This is a genomic window from Fimbriimonas sp. LA-C6 (genome assembly GCF_055398105.1).
In genome coordinates this window covers 1,030,019-1,049,085 of record NZ_AP038796.1, presented here as the reverse complement: position 1 = coordinate 1,049,085, position 19,067 = coordinate 1,030,019, and the positions used below count along the sequence as shown (strand labels likewise).

The following is a 19,067-nucleotide window of genomic DNA, read 5'->3' as shown; positions in this document are numbered from 1 at the left end:
CAATTAGATTCTACTGTCTGGCAAACCAAATCGGCTGCCTTACTGTGCGCGCTCCGTAACGCGAAGTTGAGTGAGGACGATCTCGTTGGCCATCTGCACCACCGTCGAATGCTCAGTGGCGCGAAGCTCTTCCAGCAGAGCGTCAAACTTGGCCTCATCAAGAGGTCCAACATAGCGGTCGCCAATCTGCATCACAGGAGCACGGTCGCAAGCGTTCAAGCACTCCACCTCTTCAAAGGTGAACATGCCGTCCTCCGTCGTCTCGCCATGACCCACACCAAGCTTCTTCACAATGTAATCGCGAAGACTAAAGGCGTTATTGAGATGGCAAGACAAACAAGTGCAAAGCTCCAGCTTGTGACGGCCAGGCTTATGAGCCGTGTTGTACATGGAGTAGAACGTAGCCACGCCCTCAACCTCCACATAGCTCCGGTCCAACCGGTACGCTAGCTCAGCAATGGCTTCCTTGGAAAGGAACCCGCCGTACTCCTTTTGTGCCAGCCATAGTCCCGGCAATATACATGCCTTCTTGTTCGGGTAGTGGCTAACCAGGGCAGCCAGTTCGTGTATGCCCTGCTCAGAGAACTGTAGATTAAGTTCATCGGCTCGAGGCGCTGCTGCACGGTCGGTGGTGCTTCCAAGTTGAATAAGTTCGCTCATGATCGCGTAACACATAGGATACCGATTGAAAGCGAGCGCATGAACAGGCTACAATAGAAATGTCTGAAAGGTGCCGTGCCCAAGTGGCCCAAGGGGATGGTCTGCAAAACCATTATTCGGCGGTTCGAATCCGCCCGGCACCTCCAAATCCCTTCTTTACAAAATGTTGCTCCTTTCTGGATGGCAATGTCGTCTAGAATCCCTGTAATGGCCCCGAGGTCCCCCGGCAACAGCGCTTTAGCAGAACGCCCCATCCAGGCGCTCGGTGTTGTCGCGCCTCCACCCATCCACGTACAGACCCCCGTCTTCGAAGGTTCGCTCGGCACGCTCTTCTCCTTCGTGCGAGATCACAAGATCGACTTACTGGATGTCCCCCTCTTCCCAATCTGCGAAGCCTACTTCGTCTACATGCTCGCAGCCAAGGTAGAAAGCCTCGACGAAGCCGCCGCCGCTCTCTCAGCCCTTGCTTATCTTCTAGAAAGAAAAGCCTGGCTCCTGCTTCCAGTCCCGGATCCAGAGCCCGAATACGAAGAGTCCTACGAACTCCCAGAGCCAACAAGCCACGAATACCGGATCGCCATGGACACGCTCCAAATCTGGAACGAAGAACGGTCCATGATGTTCTTCCGATCAGGAGACGCCGGCCCCAACCCCTACGAACTCCCCTACACACTCAAAGACGTAGGCCCAATCGACCTCGCCCGCGCCTTCCAAAGAATCCTTCACAAAGCCGAGCCAGAGGAAGTCAAACCGCTCAACAGGCCGCGAAAATCGTTAGCCAACCATATGAAAGTGGTCCTGCTCGCGATCTCTTATGAGTGGAAGAACCTCGAATCCCTCGTCCCAGCACCCTTCACCAAAGAAGAAGCGGTCTACTGGTTCCTCGGACTCCTCGAACTCATGCGGTTAGGTCAAGTCCAGGCGCGACTTGATGAGGATGACGTACAGTTTTCTAGGGTGTAAAACCTTAGCCTTCCTAATAATGTGGAATCTTAAGTATTCAGCGGAGCCAAGCCTATGCAACTCGTAGCCGTAGATTCGGTGATGGCGCTCCTTTTCGTCGCGGACGCTCCCACCACGGCCCAGCAACTTGCATCCTCTCTCTCGCTAACAGAGGGGCAAGTCGAAGAAGCCCTCGACATCCTTAGAAAGAGGCTCCGCAAGTCCGGACCCATTCAACTCGTCAAATTGGCCGGTGGCTATCAACTCTCCACCAAAGAAGAGTTCGCCGAGATCGTCGCCAACTTCCTACAGCCTCAAAGACAGAGACTTAGCCGTAGCCTCATGGAAGTCCTCGCGATCATCGCCTACAAACAACCCCTCACGATGGCCGAGGTAGAAGTCATCCGAGGCGTCCAAAGCGACTACAGCGTCCGAAGCCTCCTAGAAAGACGACTCATTAAAGAAGTAGGAAGAAAACCCGTCCCAGGACGCCCAATCCTCTACGGAACCACCCAGCAATTCCTTCACACCTTCAAGATGGACAACCTGTCGCAATTGCCCTCTTTAGAGCTGGATGTGCCCGTATTAGACTTACCGGTAGTTTTACCGCCCGAAGATACGGAAGAATCTTAGATAATTTACTGACCTATACGGTCAACGCTTCAGTCTTACGTTGGTAGACTCGCGTCACCGCCTTCACGGAATGACAGTTTTACGCAATGCCCTGGTAGCAACGGCCCTTTGTCCCGCTTTCGCCGTCGCTATGGACCCCACCGCAGAAAGCGCGATCATCATCGATGCCGCAAGCGGAAAAGTTCTTCTCCAAAAGAACGCCGACACTTCGCGGTTCCCAGCCAGCACCACCAAAATCATGACGGGGCTGCTCCTGGTCGAACACTGCAAGCCAGACGACATCATCGTCACCCCACCGGAAATCGAAACCGTAAAAGAGGCCAGTATGCACCTCCGCCCCGGCGAGCGCATCCGAGCAAAAGATCTCCTCTACGGCATCATGCTCCGCAGCGCAAACGACGGCTGCTACGCCCTCGCCAAGCACCTAGCAGGTGACACCGCCTCGTTCGCCCGAATGATGAACGAGCGCGCCGCGAAAATCGGCTGCAAGCACACCCACTTCAACAACCCCAACGGTCTCAACGACCCCATGCACACCACCTGCGCCCGAGACCTCGCTCTCATCGCCCAAGAGGCCATGAAGAACGACTGGTTCCGAGAAGTCGTCAAAACCCGCAAAACAAAGATCAACCGAGGCACCAACTGGCAAGACCTCTGGATGCTCAACCACAACAAACAACTTCGAGACCCAACCTGTGACGGAATCAAAACCGGCTGGACCGTCCCAGCAGGCAAATGCTTCGTCGGGTCCGCAACCCGAAAAGGCTGGCAAGTCATCACCGTCGTCCTCAAAAGCAAAGACTGGCAAGGCGATACCGGCCACATGTTTGACTGGAGCTTCAAAAATTTCGAAAAACGAGATGAAGTACTAGCAGGTCGAACCATGGGAACTGCCACCGTTGCAGGGGGCAAAGCCAACACTCTCGACGTAGCACCTGCCGTAAACGCCTATAATCTAGTAAGAGCCGGAAGTCCGGCCAGTGCAAGCAAGCGAGAACTCAAGCTGCCCGCATCCGTTGCTGCACCAATCAAGAAGGGCGAAAAAGTAGGTGAACTGATTTTTACTGATGGTGATGGCTTCGAGCAGCATGTTCCAATGCTCGCTCAAGCAGACGTAGCTGCAACACCCGTTGCGGTAGCAACCAAAGCTGGCAAGGACAGCTCGAAGATGTTGATCGGCGCAGGACTGTTGTTCGGCGCGTTTTGGGTACGTGGTCGCTCCCGAAAGAGGAGTTACAATGGCCGATACTGAGAAAAGGGAACGCCCAGCAAAGAAGAAAAAAGCAGCCACACAGCCAGACGGCGAACGACTGCACGTGAGAATCGCACACTCGGGCCTGTGCTCCAGACGTGCTGCCGAGAAACTGATCCAAGAGGCACGCGTCACCGTAAACGGCGAAATCGTCCGAGAAATGGGACTCAAAGTCACACTCTCCGATGACATCCGAGTAGACGGCCAACGCGTGGGCATCGCCAAGATCTACACCGTAGTCCTCAACAAACCCGCTGGAGTCGTCACAACACTCTTTGACCCACAGAGAAGACCGACCATCGTGAAGTTCTTGCCAGACTACGGCGTGCAACTCAAACCAGTCGGACGGCTCGACATGGACACCGAAGGCCTCCTCATCTGCACCAACGACGGCGAGCTAGCAAACCGATTAGCGCACCCTCGCTACGGAGTGGAGAAGGAATACCAAACCATCGTCACCGGAGTGCCCGACGAGAAAGCGCTCACCAAATTGCGCGAAGGTGTCTTCGTAGAAGGCCGTAGAACCGCACCTGCCCGAGTGGAAGTCATCCACGCCGAGCACAAGAGCAACTCCACCGGTCTCAAAATCACCATCCACGAAGGAAGAAAACGGCAGATCCGCCTCATGTGCGAGTCCGTCGGCCATCCCGTACAAAGCCTCAAAAGACTGCGCTACGGCCCACTCTTCATCAAAGGCATGAGAGCCGGAGAAGTCCGCCTCCTCGGAATGAAGGAAGTCGACGAACTCCGCAAACTCGTAGGCCTAGAACCACTCGTAGGTCAGTAAATGGCCTTCGAGCCCTTCTTTTCCAAAGTCCGTATTCGTTGGCAGGACGCTCCCGCCAACGAATACCCTTTCAACGTCCCAGCAGTGAAGTCCCTGGACAAACTGGTGTTCGACAAACCCGTCACGTACCTAGTGGGCGAAAACGGCTCAGGCAAATCCACCCTCATCGAAGCCCTAGCAGTAGCCGCAGGCTTCAACGCCGAAGGCGGCACGAAGAACTTCAACTTCAGCACGAACAAAGCACACAGCGATCTGCACGACTGCATAACCCTCGCCCGCTCAGCCCGAAGAGAAAAGGACGGCTTTTTCCTGCGAGCCGAGAGCATCTTCAACGTCTCAACAGAAATCGAGCGCCTCGACAAAATAGTGCCCCTTATGAACTCCTATGGAGGGGTGTCTCTACACAAACGCTCACATGGTGAGTCCTTCCTTGCTTTGGTTACGAACCGCTTCGGAAAAGATGGCCTCTTCTTCCTAGACGAGCCGGAATCCGCTCTCTCCCCCGCCAGACAGCTCGCCTTGCTCATGGAGATCAGTCGGCTCATCAAACAAGGCGGACAGTTCATCATCTCCACCCACTCCCCCATCCTCATGTCTTACCCAGGATCAAGGCTCTACTGGCTAGACGAAACCGGAGCTACCGAGAAGGATTGGAAACAGACAGAGCACTACGAACTCACCAAGATGTTCCTAGAAACCCCTGCTGCCTTCCTCAAACGCCTCATCTAGCGTCATGATTTTCCATGACACGCAAATCCCTAGTGCTTTTCACAAACGTCGAACAAGCCCCGCGTGAGCCACAATAGAGAAGATATGTCCGAGGTAGTCGTCGCCGCGTTTTACAAGTTTGTCCAAATCGATGATCGCGAGGAACTACGTCGACTCATGTACGCAGTCGCATGGCTCTGCGACCTAAACGGAACCGTCCTTCTGGCAAGGGAAGGTATCAACTCCACCATGTGCGGCCCCCGCGAGGGCGTAGACACCTTCCTAGGCGTCCTGAGGTCGGACCCCCGCTTCGCGGACATGGAGCACAAAGAGTCCTACACAGACACCCGCCCCTTCGGCCGATTCTGGGTCCGGATGAAGAAAGAAATCGTCCGAATGAACGTCCCCTCCGTGGACCCCAACAACCTAGTCGGCCACTACGTAGAGCCCAAAGACTGGAACGCTCTCATCGAAGATCCCGAAGTGCTTGTCATCGACACGAGAAACGACTACGAGATCGAATTAGGCACCTTCCCAGGATCTATTAACCCGCAAACCAGCGCATTCGGTAAGTTCCCCGAGTACGTCAAAAACAACCTCGATCCAACCAAGCACAAGCGGATCGCCATGTTCTGCACAGGCGGCATCCGCTGCGAAAAAGCAACCTCCTACATGCTGCAAGAAGGCTTCCAAGAGGTCTACCACCTAAGAGGTGGCATCCTCAAATACATGGAAGAGATCCCCATCGAAGAAAGCAAATGGGAAGGCGAGTGCTACGTCTTCGACCAACGCGAATCGCTCGACCATAACCTAAAGTAGGTTATGGTCTGCGACGCCCAATCACTAACAGGGAAGGCGTAGGGCGCGGTGGGTAAGGCGTGTAGCTCAACACAATATCAAACCCTCGCGCTTGAAGCATCCCTTCTAACCGCTCACGCGTATAACCTGACTTGTGGAACATCCCCTCATGTTCCTGGGACCCATAAACCATCCGAATTGTGTCAGACCACCGATACTTAGGCCGCAATATCCACCGCAGCACAAGCCGCTGAAAATCTGGACAAGAGATCACACAAAGCGCCCCCGGAGCCAACACCCTCTGCCACTCATCCAAAGCAACCTCCACCTCAGAAAAAGAAAGGTGCTCAATCACATGATTGGCCTCAATGTAATCCACCGAGCCAGTAGCAAATTCACCCAGATCCGTCAGACCAACCTTTCGGTCCGCCGAATCATCAAACAAATCACAATTCGTCAGCCCCTCAATCCGATGCCGCCCACACCCTAAGTGCAGCCCACTCACCGAACCAGCCCGAGCCTGGTCAATAAACAAACGCAGGTCATCCTGAACCTGCCGCCGCTTCCGAAAACGCGTTCGTATCAAGGCACAAAGTTTAGCCGTTCCAACAACAAACACGCGCTACCCGAGGGAGATACATCAACTTTTACCCCCTATGCCGTGAGAGAAGATTCCACCTTGGCCCAGGAGAGGCTGGCAATCCATCAGCTCCATCAGAACCCTTCAGGTGAATCCCTGCGGAAGAGAGCTGGATGAGGCTGGACAACAACACCTAACTGGTAGACCACACCAAGTCCCCTCCGAATGACCCCGGATGGGGTCAAAGCTCGTTAGCCGGGGCGTCGAAGACCCCCGGATAGCCTATATTTTCCCCGACTCTGGAGGAGTCGCAGAACGACCAACTACCATAACTTCTCTCACTGCACTTGAGCCACCAGATTAGAAGATCATCCAATTCCCATACCCTGCTGTCAGGATGTATGGGAATGGCGGCTATGAGGAAGAAACACACCAGCCCTCACCAAACACCAATCCTAAGCGCTACCTACTCAGCCCAAAATGGGGCGCTCCGTTCGAGCGAAGGACAAGCGAACGCGTAGTCCTGGTACCAAGACCATCCACAATCCCCAAGTGCTAGTAAGAACGCTCCCGTCCCCTCCGAAAGGTCTAGAATAACCGTCATACATTAGATCAGCGGCGTAAGCTGTCCATTCAGCTCTCCAGACCCCAAAAAACCAACGATTAAGAGTTTGAAAATAAGTAGACAAAAAGATACATATCTTGTATCATGAGGTGTCTCAGTTTAAGGAGAAACACATGTCAGATATCAAGAACCTAATCATCGAGAACGCAAAGAACAGCGTCCAAACCATCATCACCGCCTCCAAGTACATCCCCGCCGACAAACTCACCTGGACCCCAGGCGGCGAAGCACGATCAACGCTGGCACTGCTCCAGGAATGCACCACTTTCCCAGCATGGATCATCGACACGATCAACACTGGCGCCATGAGCCAGGATCAAACTCTTTGGGATGAAGTCGCCAAAATCGACTCCTACGACGCAATCATCGCGAAACTAAACGAAGAGACCGCGAAGCTCGTCAAGTACATCGAGGAAATCCCTGAGGACAAACTCAGCCAGACCATCACATTCCCATGGGAAACCACAACGGTGACTCGTGTGTTGGGCTACCACAGCTGGAACTGCACCTACCACCTCGGCCAGATCAACTACATGCAGCTGATCCTGGGCGACAAAGAAATGCACGTGAGCTAAAAGAAGCAAAGGCTGCACGGCCATAAAGCCGTGCAGCAAACAGATTTAGTGAGTAACCGCGCCCTTGCACGCAGGGCCGACAAGCTTCGCGTACTTCGCCAAAGCACCCTTCGTGTAACGAGGAGCAATCGGCTTCCAAGCAGCCTTTCGCTTAGCCAGCTCTTCATCGGACACCTGCAGAGCCAGCACACCGGCCTCAACATCTAGTTCAACAATGTCGCCATCTTCAACCAGAGCGATCGGACCGCCGTCCATCGCCTCAGGACCCACGTGCCCCACCATCAAGCCGCGAGTAGCACCGGAGAACCGACCGTCGGTGAGGAGAGCCACGTCATAACCTAGCCCCTGCCCAACAATCGCCGCCGTCACACCCAACATCTCGCGCATACCCGGTCCGCCCTTAGGGCCCTCGTACCGAATAACCACCACATCGCCGCGCTGGATCTCCTGCCGCTGAACCGCTGCCATCGCATCGTCCTCACAGTTGAATACACGAGCCGGACCCACATGTCGCAGCTTCTTCACGCCCGTCGTCTTCACCACACCACCATCCGGTGCCAACGAACCACGAACAATCGCAAGACCTCCGTGCGCATCTACCGGATTCGCGGTAGTGCGAACCACATCCTGCCCGCTCGGAATCACCACATCGGCCAAGTTCTCAGCCATCGTCTTGCCGTTCACAGTCATACAGTCGCCATGCAGAACACCGGCATCCAACATCGCCTTCAAAACAGCAGGCACGCCGCCCACCTTGTGAAGGTCTAACATTACGTATTTACCGCCAGGTCGCAGGTCCGCCAGAGTCGGAGTCCGCTTGGAAACGCGCTCCACATCATCCAACGTAATCTCAATCCCCAACTCATGAGCCAAAGCTGGGATGTGCAAAGCCACATTCGTCGAGCCACCCGTCGCCGCACCCACCGCAATCGCGTTCTCAAACGCCTTCTTGGTAAGGATGTCGCTTGGCTTAAGACCGGTCTTCAAAAGCTCCATCACGGTCTCGCCGGCCTTCTTCAACCAAACGTCTCGCTCAGCAGACTCCGCAGGAGGGGAAGTGGAACCAATAACCGCGAGTCCAAGAGCCTCAGCAACACAAGCCATCGTGTTCGCCGTGTACTGCCCACCGCAAGCACCCGCGCCAGGGCAAACCGCGCACTCAATGTCGTGCAGCTCTTCCTGAGTAATCGTCCCGGCAGCATAAGCGCCCGCAGCCTCAAAGGCGTCCTGAATAGTAACGTCTTTGCCCTTGTACTGCCCGGGCATAATGGTGCCGCCGTAAACAAACACGCTCGGCACATCCAGCCGCGCCATCGCCATTAACATTCCAGGCAGAGACTTATCGCAGCCCGCAACGCCCACAAGCGCGTCGTAGCAGTGACCGCGCATCATCAGCTCTACCGAGTCGGCAATCACTTCGCGACTCGCAAGGGAGGCCTTCATGCCCTCATGCCCCATTGCAATGCCGTCACTCACGGAAATCGTATTGAAACGTCGGCTCGTGCCTCCGTTGGCTCTCACCGACTCAGCAATAATCGCTCCCTGTTGATCAAGGTTTACGTTGCAGGGGGTGGATTCGCTCCATACGGTAGCTACGCCTACCCAAGGCTGAATCATGTCCTTGTCACCAAGGCCCATCGCGCGTAGCATTGCGCGGTTAGCGGTCTTGTCGGACCCTTCGGTGATCGTACGGGATTTGTGTCTAGCGTCGAACTCGCTCATTTGAATGATTAGGTTACACTGCTAAGCAAGCATCACGCTTAAGCGAGACGTATCCTAGGGAAGAACAATGAACAGATTTGCCAAGTTTGCAGCCGCAGCCCTTCTTTTGTCAGCCACTCAAGCAATCGATGCAAATCCAAACCGAGGCCAGTTCCTCAACGGCAAGACCCTCCGAGTAGGCAGCCCCGCCCCGGCCCTGAAAGTCGCCAAGTGGGTGAAGGGAACACCTGTGAACAAGTTCGCCAAAGGCAAAGTGTATGTGGTCGAATTCTGGGCCACCTGGTGCGGACCGTGCATCCAAAGCATCCCCCACCTCACCGAGATGGCCAAGCAGTTCAAAGGCAAAGTCACCTTCTGTGGCATCAATATCTGGGAATCACACGACCCCAAAAGCACCGCCTACATGCAAAACGTCCAGGCGTTTGTCAAAGAAGCCGGGCATCACATGGACTACAACGTCGCCATCGACGGCCCTTCCGCAACCGTCGCGAAGAGTTGGATGGACGCCGCCGGCAAGAACTCAATCCCAACCGCCTTCATCGTCGATAAGAAAGGAAAAATCGCTTGGATCGGCCATCCCATGGACAATCTAAACGAGGCACTCAAAGCGACCCTGGCGAAAAAATAGGTCCTTAGTCACGCATAAACCCAATGAACGATGGGACCAGTTAAACTGGTCTCACCAGATACTGCTGATTTTTCCAAGGAATCAGAAGGTGCATTGAGGTCAAAAATGAAAACATCGAAGTTGCTTCTCGCTTCAACAGCCATGCTCGCTGTCGCAGCCTCTTCATATGCCGGAGATCTAAAGGTAGGCGCTCCAGCCCCCGCTCTCAAAGTAGCCAAGTGGGTTAAGGGTAGCCCAATCAAGACTTTCAAGCCAGGAAAGGTCTACGTTGTCGAATTCTGGGCAACCTGGTGCGGACCCTGCAAGCAGAGCATCCCTCACCTCACCGAGATGGCCAAGAAGTTCAAGGGCAAGGTCCAGTTCACCGGCGTAGACGTCTGGGAGAAACAGGGCGCAACCGATAACTCCTACTTCCCAGAAGTTGTCAAGTTCGTGACCGATATGGGCGCCAAGATGGACTACAACGTAGCCCTCGACGGCCACGAAGGAACCATGGCCAAGACCTGGATGGCAGCCGCGGACCAGAACGGCATCCCAACAGCCTTCGTCATCGACCAAAAAGGCAAGATCGCCTGGATCGGCCACCCAATGGACGGCCTCGATAAAGTCCTCGACGGAGTCATCGCAGGCAAGTTCGATGCCGCCGCCGCAGCAAAGCAGCGAGAAGAAGCCGAAGCAAAGCAGAAACTCGTCAGCGTAGCAATGCAGAACGTCATGACCTTGAGAGGTGAGGGAAAGAACGCCGAGGCCATTACAGCGCTGGATAAAGTAATCGCTGACAATCCAGAGTTAGCCAATAACCTGCAAGTGTTCAAGTTCGACATGCTTCTCAAAGTCGACGAAACCAAGGCCTACGCTTTGGCGAAGTCACTTGGCGAGAACCAGTTCAAGAACGACCCAATGACCCTCAACCAGATCGCCTGGAACATTGCAGAAGGCAAGGGCCTCAAGAAGCCAGACTACGACGTAGCCCTCGCCCTAGCCCAACGAGCCTCCGAGCTAACCCAAGACAAGGACCCAATGATCTTGGACACTCTGGCTTATGTCTACGACAAGAAAGGCAACCTAGTCAAAGCGCTAGAAATCCAAACCAAGGCAGTAGACATCCTCAGCAAACCCGACTCGACGGTGGCAGCCGAGTTCAAAAAAGAAATCACCGACCGCCTAGCCGAGTACAAGAAAAAGAAAGCCGGCAACTAACTCTCAGTCCTCCAAAGCCCTCTCCTTCGTCCGCGAGGGAGAGGGTTGGGTGAGGGTGGACAACCTACCAAACCGGGCTCGATTACCAACGGTATCGATGACAAAGGTCTAGTTCCTCCCCTCCTTTCTTCCCAGAGAGGAGGGGACCGAGGGGAGGAGAGTCCGGTCAACTAACCGAAATATCTTCCAATGAGAAATGACTTAGATCGAACAGGCCGGCGCTATCCACCCAACTCACGAACCGCCTGCCGACGCTCATCGCGCAACGTCGCTTTCTCTAACTCAACCTTCAACTTCGTCACCAGCTCGATCGCTAAATTCCCAGGCCGATCCCCATGCGGTGGCCTTTCGATCAGCGTGCATATCTCCGATTCGCCAACGCAACAGCTAAACTCAGCCCGGTAGTAAATCTCGGCATACCCGTTGCATATCAACTCCCCCTGAATCAATAGGTCCGCAGAATCCAACGTCCGCCCACCGACCAAAACCTCAGACACATCCTCCTTAAGAAGCGCCTCCTTAAGCAGATTCGCGAAAACTGCGTGTGGATGATCCTGCTGAATAGCTAGCGAGATGCGTAAACCTGACAGCGGGGAAGGAGAAGGCAACACTTCCTGGCCTTGGCTACGAGGAACGACCATAGCCAGCTCCATCGCATGCAACCGGCGTTCTAACCGATGGCACTTCAAAGCCACCCACCCAACCCCCACCAATGCCACTAAGGCAACAACGATCTCCAACATAAATGTAATCATCCCCCCAGAACGGCCCCGGAGGGATGGTGGTTTAACTATTTGGCTTTATCAGAAACGGCTGCCGGAGTGGAGCCATCGCCCATGCTGGCCATGATCTTCTTCAGAAACGCTTTGGCCTCTGGCCCCATGTCTGCGTCACTTCCCTCATCATTGCCAACATCCGTCAGCCCAAGCTTGTCGGTCAAAAGAAGAGTCAGCATCTGCGAAAGCACGTTGCCGTCAGAACCACCCTCTCCACCGCCGCCCATCGTCACCACACTGTGGGGAACCAATGGATGCTTCGTATCCTTCAAGGCTTCAGCAACTTGACCGATCATCTTCTGCTTCACCATCAAGCTGGATGAGCCGTAAGCCTTTCGCACTTCTCGAATACCGAGAGCCTCAGCAATCTGAATGCGAGCCTTACTCTCGGCTTCAGCATTGGCCAATAACACAATCCTCTCCGACTCGGCCTTAGCTCGCAACACGGTCTGCCGAGAGTCGCCTTCCGCCCGCAAAACAGTCTGCTTGGCATCAGCCTCAGCAATCGTGATGTTCCTCTGAGCGTCCTTCTGAGCTCTCTGAGCAGCCGCATCAGCCTGGTTGACTTCAATATCGATCTGAACCTTAGAGTCCGTCAGGTCGGTCTGGCGGCTAGCAATCGCCTTCGCTTCATTCAAGCTTCTCAATCCAGCTTGAGCCTCTTCCTGCTTCTTATAAGTCTCACTCTGCTCCACAGCAACCTGTCGCTCGCGAAGCTGATTCAGAATCGTCTCAATCTGAGTGTCTCCCTTCGGTGAGTGAGGAGTGCCAATGAGCACCTCCTGCAAGCCCAGGTCGTACTCCGAAAATCGAGCCTTCATGTCCGTAGTCGCAGTTGCCTGAATCTCACTGCGCTCCTGAATCAACTCAATCAACGTGCGCCGCTGTCCCTGATTCTTGAAGTAGCTCGAAACTAGAGGATCCAAACTCTGCTCAATCAGGTTCTTCACGCTACCAAACCGCTGAATCACGTTCGGAGCCTTCTGGTAGTCGATGTTGATGACCACAGACAGCGGCAACTCCGGCTCAAACGCATCGTTGGTAATCAGACCAATCTCGCGCAGACTCGCATCGAGCTTGTGAATACCTGTGTCCGTCGCGATCCACTTCAAGATGATGTTGATCGTGGGCACCATGATCACTTCGCCAGCATAAGAGTTAAACGCATACTTGCCAGGCAACAGAGCCTCGTCCCAAATACCGCGTCCACCCTTCTTACACATCTCACCATGCCGGAATGCGTCGCCCGAGACGTCCTCGCCCCGCTCGCCATAGTAAGAAACGACAACGCCCACATCTCCCACCTGAACGTGAGTCTTTGGCCTAAACTCCACCGTCGCGAACAGCCGGTTGATCCAATACGTTCCCTCAGAAAGCACCTGATACTGCCGACCCCGGAATCCACCGGCACTCAAGAAAGCCTGTGGGTCCTGGAAGTTGTTGTGATAATGCTCGTCCGTCTTGCTGTCGCCAACAGTCGGAGCAATAATATCGCCCTGACGCAACGAAGGACCGTCGTGGACAGTCACAATGCCGATCTGATCCGCAGAGCCGTCGATCACGACCGGCGAGAATCCATTCTGCTGAGAAATCTGTTCAGCGATCCGTTGCATCGCAGCAAACTCGTCCTTGCCACCCACCGGGTGGTAATAGATGTCCTTTGCGCCGCAGATCACCACAAACTGAGCGAGATTGATGGCGTAGGTTCCTTCACGCAAAATCGCGCGCTGGGGACCCTGCTGACCACCCGCCTTCAACCAAGCCCGAACATCGGTGAAATCACCATTATTCACAAGATGGCCAAGCGTCTGTCCTGCCTCAACAATCTCTTTGCCGTCCCTCATGTAGCGGCCCAAAGGCTGGCCATCTCGGGCAAACACGTAGCCAATCTGACCACGGTGGATCGTCACAAGCGGAACTCGGTGAATACGAAAACGGTAGCCAGGCTTAAAGTGAAGTCCACCCCGAAGAACGTCGGGTTGAAAACCTGCTTCATTGTTCAAGGCGATGATATGACCGGTCAAATGCCCGCCACCCCACGTCTTTTCGACAATTCCAACTTCCGTGTTGCCGATGAATCTCGGACCAATAAGGAATCTAACGACGAGAGGCCCTACAATAGCGAAGGCGAGAAACGTGATCAGTACCGGTACTGCCCAGGTGGGCATCTTTATCTCCTGTTATGTTCAGAAAGCAAGGCGATCACCCAATGCAAACGCCCTCAATCCGACATAGCAAATACGGAACTTCACAATTTGGGTTTCAATAACTGAGTCCAATTCTCAGTTTCACAAACCCGCTCAGCGCATGCTCCGCCGTCGCCAGATCCGCATCAAACAACTCTGCAACACGACCCGGATTCAACAGTTCCTCAGTCCGACCATCCGCAAACACCCGGCCACTCTTCAACATCACCACGCGTCCAATCTCCGGAATCACCTCGTCCAAATGGTGAGTCACCAAAATGATCGTCGTCCCCTCCTGAGCCAACTTGCGCACAGTCTCCATAAAGAGCTGACTCGCCTTAATATCTAAGCCAGTCGTCGGCTCATCCAAAACCAGCCCCTTCGGATGGTTAATCAATGCGCGAGCAATGAAACAGCGCCGATGCTCCCCAGTAGACATCGTCTCCACCGGCTGATCAGCAAGATGCAGCCCATCCACGCGAGCCAAAGCCGCCCGACCCTGCTCAAACATCTCTGGGGTCACATCATACTGAACCAACACCCCATACGTGCCAAGCAGCCCAGAAACCGCCACTTCCAGCCCCGTAGGACTCCCCAACAAAGGCTCCTTCGGCTCGCCACTCACCACACCAATCAGCTTCCGTAAATCGCTCTGCACCCACCGCTCGCGACCACAAATCTGAACCACCCCTCGGCCCGCGAAGGGATGAATCTCCCGAGTGAGCGACTTAATCAGCGTGCTCTTCCCGCACCCATTCGGCCCCAAAATAGCCGTATGCTGCCCTTCGGCAATATCGATGGAGAGCGACTCAAGAATCGCCCGGCCATCCCGAACAATAGAAACGTCTTTTAATGAGAGGAGCATGGTTTAAAACCGACCAACAACGCTAATTCGTACCACTTCCAGTAGCAATCAACCTGCACAAATCCACTCTCTTCAAGCCAACGAAGCTGAGGCTCAACCAAAGTGCACCGATTCGACTGATCTTCCTGTTCCCGAGTGATTCCAAGCTGCAAAAGGAACCGATCATGCACCGCTTCCGACCGAGAAGCCACATGTTCCAAATTGCAAAACACCCCACCCGGAGTCAAACACTCAAAGATCTCGCGAAACAAACTCTGCTTCCGCTCATCCTCAACGTGATGGATCGCAAAACTCGATACAACCGCATCAAATTGCCCCAACGAAGATAATGAATTGTTCAAGTCATGCTCAATAACTTGCGCATTATCGCAATCGACGAAACGAACTCTCGCAGCCTCAAGCATCGTCGAGGAAAAGTCCGTGGCCACAATGGCAGCAGAAGGGAAGGCCAACTGGACAAGACTCGCAAGTCGCCCATCACCTGTTCCCAAATCTAAAACCCGAGAACATCCGGGAGGAAGGAGTTCTAATAAATGACGCTCACCCTCTGTGCGATGAGGGATGGAGTCCGCCTTAGCCAAATAGGCTAAGGCGTGCTCCGGCGTCTGATACTCTGAGATCACTTCGCCTTGATGAATGGCATCATCGAGCGAAGCTCTTTACCAACCGTCTCCAGTTGGCTGTTCTGATCTTCCTCTCGATACTGGTTCATGCGAGGTCGACCGTTCTTGTTCTCCTCAATCCAATCCTGAGCAAACTTGCCGCTCTGGATCTCGCTGAGAACTTCCTTCATGCGAGCCTTGGTCTCCGCAGTAATGATCTTAGGACCCGTGATGTAGTCGCCCCACTCAGCAGTGTCGCTGATGGAATATCGCATGTAGTTAAGACCGCCTTCGTAAAGAAGGTCCACAATCAGCTTGGTCTCGTGAAGACACTCGAAGTAAGCGGCCTCAGGCTGATAACCAGCCTCAACCAGCGTCTCAAAACCAGCCTTAATCAACGCGCTCAAACCACCGCAAAGAACAACCTGCTCACCAAACAAGTCGGTCTCGGTCTCTTCCTTAAACGTCGTCTCAAGAATTCCAGCCTTCGCGCTACCAATGCCCCAAGCGTAGCTAAGAGCGATATCCTTCGCATTGCCCGTAGCATCCTGGTGAACAGCAATCAAAGCTGGCATACCCGCGCCATGAGCGAACTCATAGCGAAGTCGATGACCAGGTCCCTTAGGAGCAACCATCGCCACGTTAACCGTCGCAGGAGGGTTGATCAACTTAAAGTGAACGTTCAAGCCGTGAGCAAAAAGAAGTGTCTGGCCATCGCGGAGGTGAGGCGCAACCTTCTCATTGTAAATGTCAGCCATCGGAACGTCAGGCACGCAGAACATGAGAACGTCGGCCCACTGAGTAGCCTCATCCACGTTGAGAACAGCAAGTCCAGCCTCTTCAGCCTTCTGTCGGCTCTTGCTCTCTGCATGAAGCCCAACTCGTACGTCAACTCCGCTTTCCTTGAGGTTGAGTGCGTGCGCGTGCCCCTGAGAGCCGTAGCCAACAATGGCTACCTTAAGCGATTGGATAAGTTCAGGGTTGACGTCTTGAGTGTAATAAATCTTTGCCATGAGTCTGGTTCTATTGTTTGGTAAATTCAGTCGGGACAAGAAGAGAGAGCAACCTTTCTGGGGTTGCTCTCTTTTCTCGTAGGTTCGTCTTAGCCTTCGATCTTGATGGCGACAGTGCCAGTCCGGACGATCTCAGCAACGTTGTAAGGTCGTAGCGCCTCGATCAATTTCTCAATCTCAGCGGAACCGGATGCCTTCTCAACCACAATGCTTGTAGCGGTCTGCTTAGGAGTCGTAGCGAGAAACTCCGACGCAATGTTGCAAACGGTGTGGCGATCCTCATCCTTAGGCTCAACGCGAATCAGTGCAAGTTCGCGTCCAACCATCGAATCCTGCTTCAGGTCCTCGCACTCAACCACATCAATCAACTTATCAAGCTGCTTGATGCACTGAGTCAACTGCGTGTCGTCACCATTGACAACAAGCGTAAGGCGGCTGAAACCGGCCTCTTCGCAATCTCCCGCATTGAAGGAAGCGAGCGAAATGCCCCTTCGGCGAAACATCGAGACAAGACGATTGATCGTTCCGGCTTCGTTCTGAACGAGCGCCGTAATAGTGTGTTGGTGGTGGTTTTCTGATGCGCTCATTTGAGGCGAGTCTCCAAATCCTTGATCTGGTGCGGCTTCACCTTTCTTCCGGCCACCGCACGCAGCATGTTCTCAACCCCAATGCAACTCTCTCGACGATTGTCGAAAGAGTCCCTTGGGAGAATAGTCTTGTTCTTGCGGTCCGTCAAAGGTGCGTTGAAAAAGCTGTATTCTTTCATGATTGAATCTCCTGGCTCTCGTTACTTGGTAGTTGCCAGTTCCTCACTCTTAGAGGCAGGTGCCGTCAGCGCAGGATCCATGATCAAGTTGCTGTTGCTGCCGCCCGCAGGAACCATCGGGAAGACGTTCTCTTCCATCTCCACTACAAACTCACAGAGTACAGGGCCTTGGTGAGCATGAGCCTCTTCCAGGGTCTTTTGGAGGTCCTCTTCACGAGAGCAACGGAAGAACTTGACTCCATAAGCATCGGCCAGCTTCCCAAAATCAGGGGAGCTCATCGCAACACTGCTGTATCTATTCTCATAAAACAGCTCCTGCCACTGCCGAACCATGCCCAAATAGCCGTTGTTCAGCAAGCAGATCTTCACGTTGACGCCGTACTCAACAGCCGTCTGAAGCTCCTGAAGAGTCATCTGGAAGCCGCCGTCGCCAACAACTGCCCAAACTTCCTTCTCAGGGCAAGCAAACTTAGCCCCAATAGCAGCAGGGAAGCCAAAGCCCATCGTGCCAAGTCCGCCACTGGAAAGCCAGCAATAAGGCTTCTTCAGCTTCACGAACTGAGCGGTCCACATCTGGTGCTGACCTACGTCCGTGCTGACAATTGCCTCTCCCTCAGTAACTTCGTTGAGGGCACGAAGAACCGTACGGGAGAGGAATTTGCCCTCAGGAACGATCAGCGGGAACTCCTTCTGCCAAGCAGAAATCTGGCTGTTCCAAGCGGTCTTAGGCTTCGGCTCAACAACCTTGTTCAGCGCTTGCAGGGCGAGCTTCAACTCACCAATAACGAAGGCAACAGGAGAAACAGTCTTGCCCACCTCAGATGGGTCCAAGTCAAAGTGCAGAATCTTAGCTTTAGGAGCAAACTTGCTGGTATCGCCAGTCAATCGGTCGTCAAACCGAATGCCAACACCCATAACCAGGTCGGCTTCCTGAACCGCAAGGGTTCCAGTAGCCTCGCCATGCATGCCCATCATGCCAAGAGAAAGTTCGTGGTCGCGGGGGAAAGTTCCCAGTCCCAGGAGCGAGTTGATGACTGGAATGTTAGTTTTTTCTGCCAATTCAAGCAGTTCGTCGAACGCAGCTGACCAAAGAACACCAGCGCCAGCAATCATAACTGGGCGCTCAGCCTCCTGGATCATCTTCGCAGCAACAGCAATCTGCTCCGAACTCGGCGCGCCAGGAATCGAATACCCGCGTCGCTCAATCTTGTCAGGGAAAGGCACATCCGTCATTGCAGTGAAAACATCCTTTGGAATGTCCACCAAAACCGGACCCTTTCGACCTGTGCTTGCCAAGTGGAAAGCCTCAGCCATCACATAAGGCAACTCGTTGATGTCGGTGACCAAGTAGTTGTGCTTGGTAATAGGGATGGTAATTCCCTGGATGTCTGTCTCTTGGAACGCATCCTTACCAATTGCCCACGAATTGACATTGCCCGTGATCGCAACCATCGGCACGCTGTCCATCATCGCATTGGCAATTCCAGTGACCAGGTTGGTAGCACCCGGACCACTTGTAGCCAAACACACGCCGACCTTACCAGTCGCACGAGCGTATCCATCAGCCATGTGGGCCGCACACTGTTCGTGTCGAACAAGGATGTGCTTGACCTCAGGCCACTTCAACATCTCGTCATAAAGGGGCAGCAGCACACCACCCGGGTATCCGAAGAACACGTCAATGCCATTTCTGGCAAGACTGTCCATAACAATATTCGCTCCGCTACGTTTCACGCACTAACTCCTGTT

19 protein-coding genes, 1 tRNA gene and 1 pseudogene are annotated in these 19,067 nt (G+C 54.0%); 10 read left to right on the top strand and 11 right to left on the bottom strand.

Annotated features, from left to right (window positions below):
- Positions 1-39 precede the first annotated feature (39 nt).
- Positions 40-660: an NADH-quinone oxidoreductase subunit NuoE family protein gene (locus tag ACZ51B_RS04945; RefSeq protein WP_464296126.1), complete on the bottom strand. Its 621-nt coding sequence runs from the start codon at positions 658-660 to the stop codon at positions 40-42.
- Positions 661-729: 69 nt separating this feature from the next.
- Here ACZ51B_RS04945 and ACZ51B_RS04940 point away from each other — a divergent pair.
- From ACZ51B_RS04940 to trhO, 7 genes and pseudogenes are all read left to right on the top strand, one after another.
- Positions 730-806: transfer RNA gene (locus ACZ51B_RS04940), tRNA-Cys, on the top strand.
- 61 nt (positions 807-867) lie between these two features.
- Positions 868-1,623 (top strand): segregation and condensation protein A, encoded by a 756-nt coding sequence (locus tag ACZ51B_RS04935; RefSeq protein ID WP_464296125.1) that lies wholly within the window; start codon positions 868-870, stop codon positions 1,621-1,623.
- A gap of 54 nt (positions 1,624-1,677) precedes the next feature.
- Positions 1,678-2,235 (top strand): SMC-Scp complex subunit ScpB, encoded by a 558-nt coding sequence (scpB, locus tag ACZ51B_RS04930; RefSeq protein ID WP_464296124.1) that lies wholly within the window; start codon positions 1,678-1,680, stop codon positions 2,233-2,235.
- 70 nt (positions 2,236-2,305) lie between these two features.
- A complete protein-coding gene (locus ACZ51B_RS04925) occupies positions 2,306-3,487 on the top strand; it encodes a D-alanyl-D-alanine carboxypeptidase family protein (RefSeq protein ID WP_464296123.1) in 1,182 nt (393 codons plus the stop codon).
- Positions 3,474-4,274, top strand: a complete 801-nt coding sequence (locus tag ACZ51B_RS04920) for a pseudouridine synthase (protein WP_464296122.1) — start codon at positions 3,474-3,476, stop codon at positions 4,272-4,274. The genes ACZ51B_RS04925 and ACZ51B_RS04920 overlap by 14 nt, the downstream gene beginning before the upstream one ends.
- On the top strand, positions 4,275-5,003 hold the full coding sequence (locus tag ACZ51B_RS04915) for an AAA family ATPase (RefSeq protein ID WP_464296121.1): 729 nt from the start codon (positions 4,275-4,277) through the stop codon (positions 5,001-5,003).
- An 84-nt stretch (positions 5,004-5,087) separates the two neighbouring features.
- Positions 5,088-5,795 (top strand): annotated as a pseudogene (gene trhO / locus ACZ51B_RS04910) (oxygen-dependent tRNA uridine(34) hydroxylase TrhO); the annotation flags it as partial.
- Positions 5,796-5,802: 7 nt separating this feature from the next.
- Here trhO and ACZ51B_RS04905 read toward each other — a convergent pair.
- Positions 5,803-6,366: a class I SAM-dependent methyltransferase gene (locus tag ACZ51B_RS04905; protein WP_464296120.1), complete on the bottom strand. Its 564-nt coding sequence runs from the start codon at positions 6,364-6,366 to the stop codon at positions 5,803-5,805.
- A 732-nt stretch (positions 6,367-7,098) separates the two neighbouring features.
- Here ACZ51B_RS04905 and ACZ51B_RS04900 point away from each other — a divergent pair.
- Positions 7,099-7,560 (top strand): DinB family protein, encoded by a 462-nt coding sequence (locus ACZ51B_RS04900; protein ID WP_464296119.1) that lies wholly within the window; start codon positions 7,099-7,101, stop codon positions 7,558-7,560.
- A gap of 45 nt (positions 7,561-7,605) precedes the next feature.
- Here ACZ51B_RS04900 and ilvD read toward each other — a convergent pair whose 3' ends face one another.
- Positions 7,606-9,282, bottom strand: coding sequence for a dihydroxy-acid dehydratase (gene ilvD, locus ACZ51B_RS04895; RefSeq protein ID WP_464296118.1), 1,677 nt, complete (start codon positions 9,280-9,282; stop codon positions 7,606-7,608).
- Positions 9,283-9,349: 67 nt separating this feature from the next.
- On the opposite strand from ilvD, the gene ACZ51B_RS04890 reads away from it, so the two are divergent.
- On the top strand, positions 9,350-9,910 hold the full coding sequence (locus ACZ51B_RS04890; RefSeq protein ID WP_464296117.1) for a TlpA family protein disulfide reductase: 561 nt from the start codon (positions 9,350-9,352) through the stop codon (positions 9,908-9,910).
- Positions 9,911-10,015: 105 nt separating this feature from the next.
- The gene (locus ACZ51B_RS04885) at positions 10,016-11,110 is read left to right on the top strand and encodes a TlpA family protein disulfide reductase (RefSeq protein WP_464296116.1); all 1,095 of its coding nucleotides are present in this window, start codon (positions 10,016-10,018) and stop codon (positions 11,108-11,110) included.
- A 221-nt stretch (positions 11,111-11,331) separates the two neighbouring features.
- On the opposite strand, the gene ACZ51B_RS04880 is transcribed toward ACZ51B_RS04885, so the two are convergent.
- The 8 genes from ACZ51B_RS04880 to ilvB all read right to left on the bottom strand — a co-directional run bounded on the left by ACZ51B_RS04880 (position 11,332) and on the right by ilvB (position 19,052).
- On the bottom strand, positions 11,332-11,853 hold the full coding sequence (locus tag ACZ51B_RS04880; protein WP_464296115.1) for a hypothetical protein: 522 nt from the start codon (positions 11,851-11,853) through the stop codon (positions 11,332-11,334).
- A 47-nt stretch (positions 11,854-11,900) separates the two neighbouring features.
- A complete protein-coding gene (locus tag ACZ51B_RS04875; RefSeq protein WP_464296114.1) occupies positions 11,901-14,054 on the bottom strand; it encodes an SPFH domain-containing protein in 2,154 nt (717 codons plus the stop codon).
- Between the two features lie 94 nt (positions 14,055-14,148).
- Complete coding sequence (locus tag ACZ51B_RS04870; protein WP_464296113.1) at positions 14,149-14,937, bottom strand: ABC transporter ATP-binding protein; 789 nt, start codon at positions 14,935-14,937, stop codon at positions 14,149-14,151.
- Positions 14,922-15,560 (bottom strand): class I SAM-dependent methyltransferase, encoded by a 639-nt coding sequence (locus tag ACZ51B_RS04865; RefSeq protein ID WP_464296112.1) that lies wholly within the window; start codon positions 15,558-15,560, stop codon positions 14,922-14,924. Before ACZ51B_RS04865 ends, ACZ51B_RS04870 begins: the two co-directional genes overlap by 16 nt.
- The gene (gene ilvC, locus ACZ51B_RS04860; RefSeq protein ID WP_464296111.1) at positions 15,557-16,552 is read right to left on the bottom strand and encodes a ketol-acid reductoisomerase; all 996 of its coding nucleotides are present in this window, start codon (positions 16,550-16,552) and stop codon (positions 15,557-15,559) included. Before ilvC ends, ACZ51B_RS04865 begins: the two co-directional genes overlap by 4 nt.
- Positions 16,553-16,641: 89 nt before the next feature.
- Positions 16,642-17,139, bottom strand: a complete 498-nt coding sequence (gene ilvN, locus ACZ51B_RS04855) for an acetolactate synthase small subunit (protein ID WP_464296110.1) — start codon at positions 17,137-17,139, stop codon at positions 16,642-16,644.
- Complete coding sequence (locus ACZ51B_RS04850; RefSeq protein ID WP_464296109.1) at positions 17,136-17,318, bottom strand: hypothetical protein; 183 nt, start codon at positions 17,316-17,318, stop codon at positions 17,136-17,138. The genes ilvN and ACZ51B_RS04850 overlap by 4 nt, the downstream gene beginning before the upstream one ends.
- A gap of 21 nt (positions 17,319-17,339) precedes the next feature.
- A complete protein-coding gene (gene ilvB / locus ACZ51B_RS04845) occupies positions 17,340-19,052 on the bottom strand; it encodes a biosynthetic-type acetolactate synthase large subunit (RefSeq protein ID WP_464296108.1) in 1,713 nt (570 codons plus the stop codon).
- Positions 19,053-19,067 lie beyond the last annotated feature (15 nt).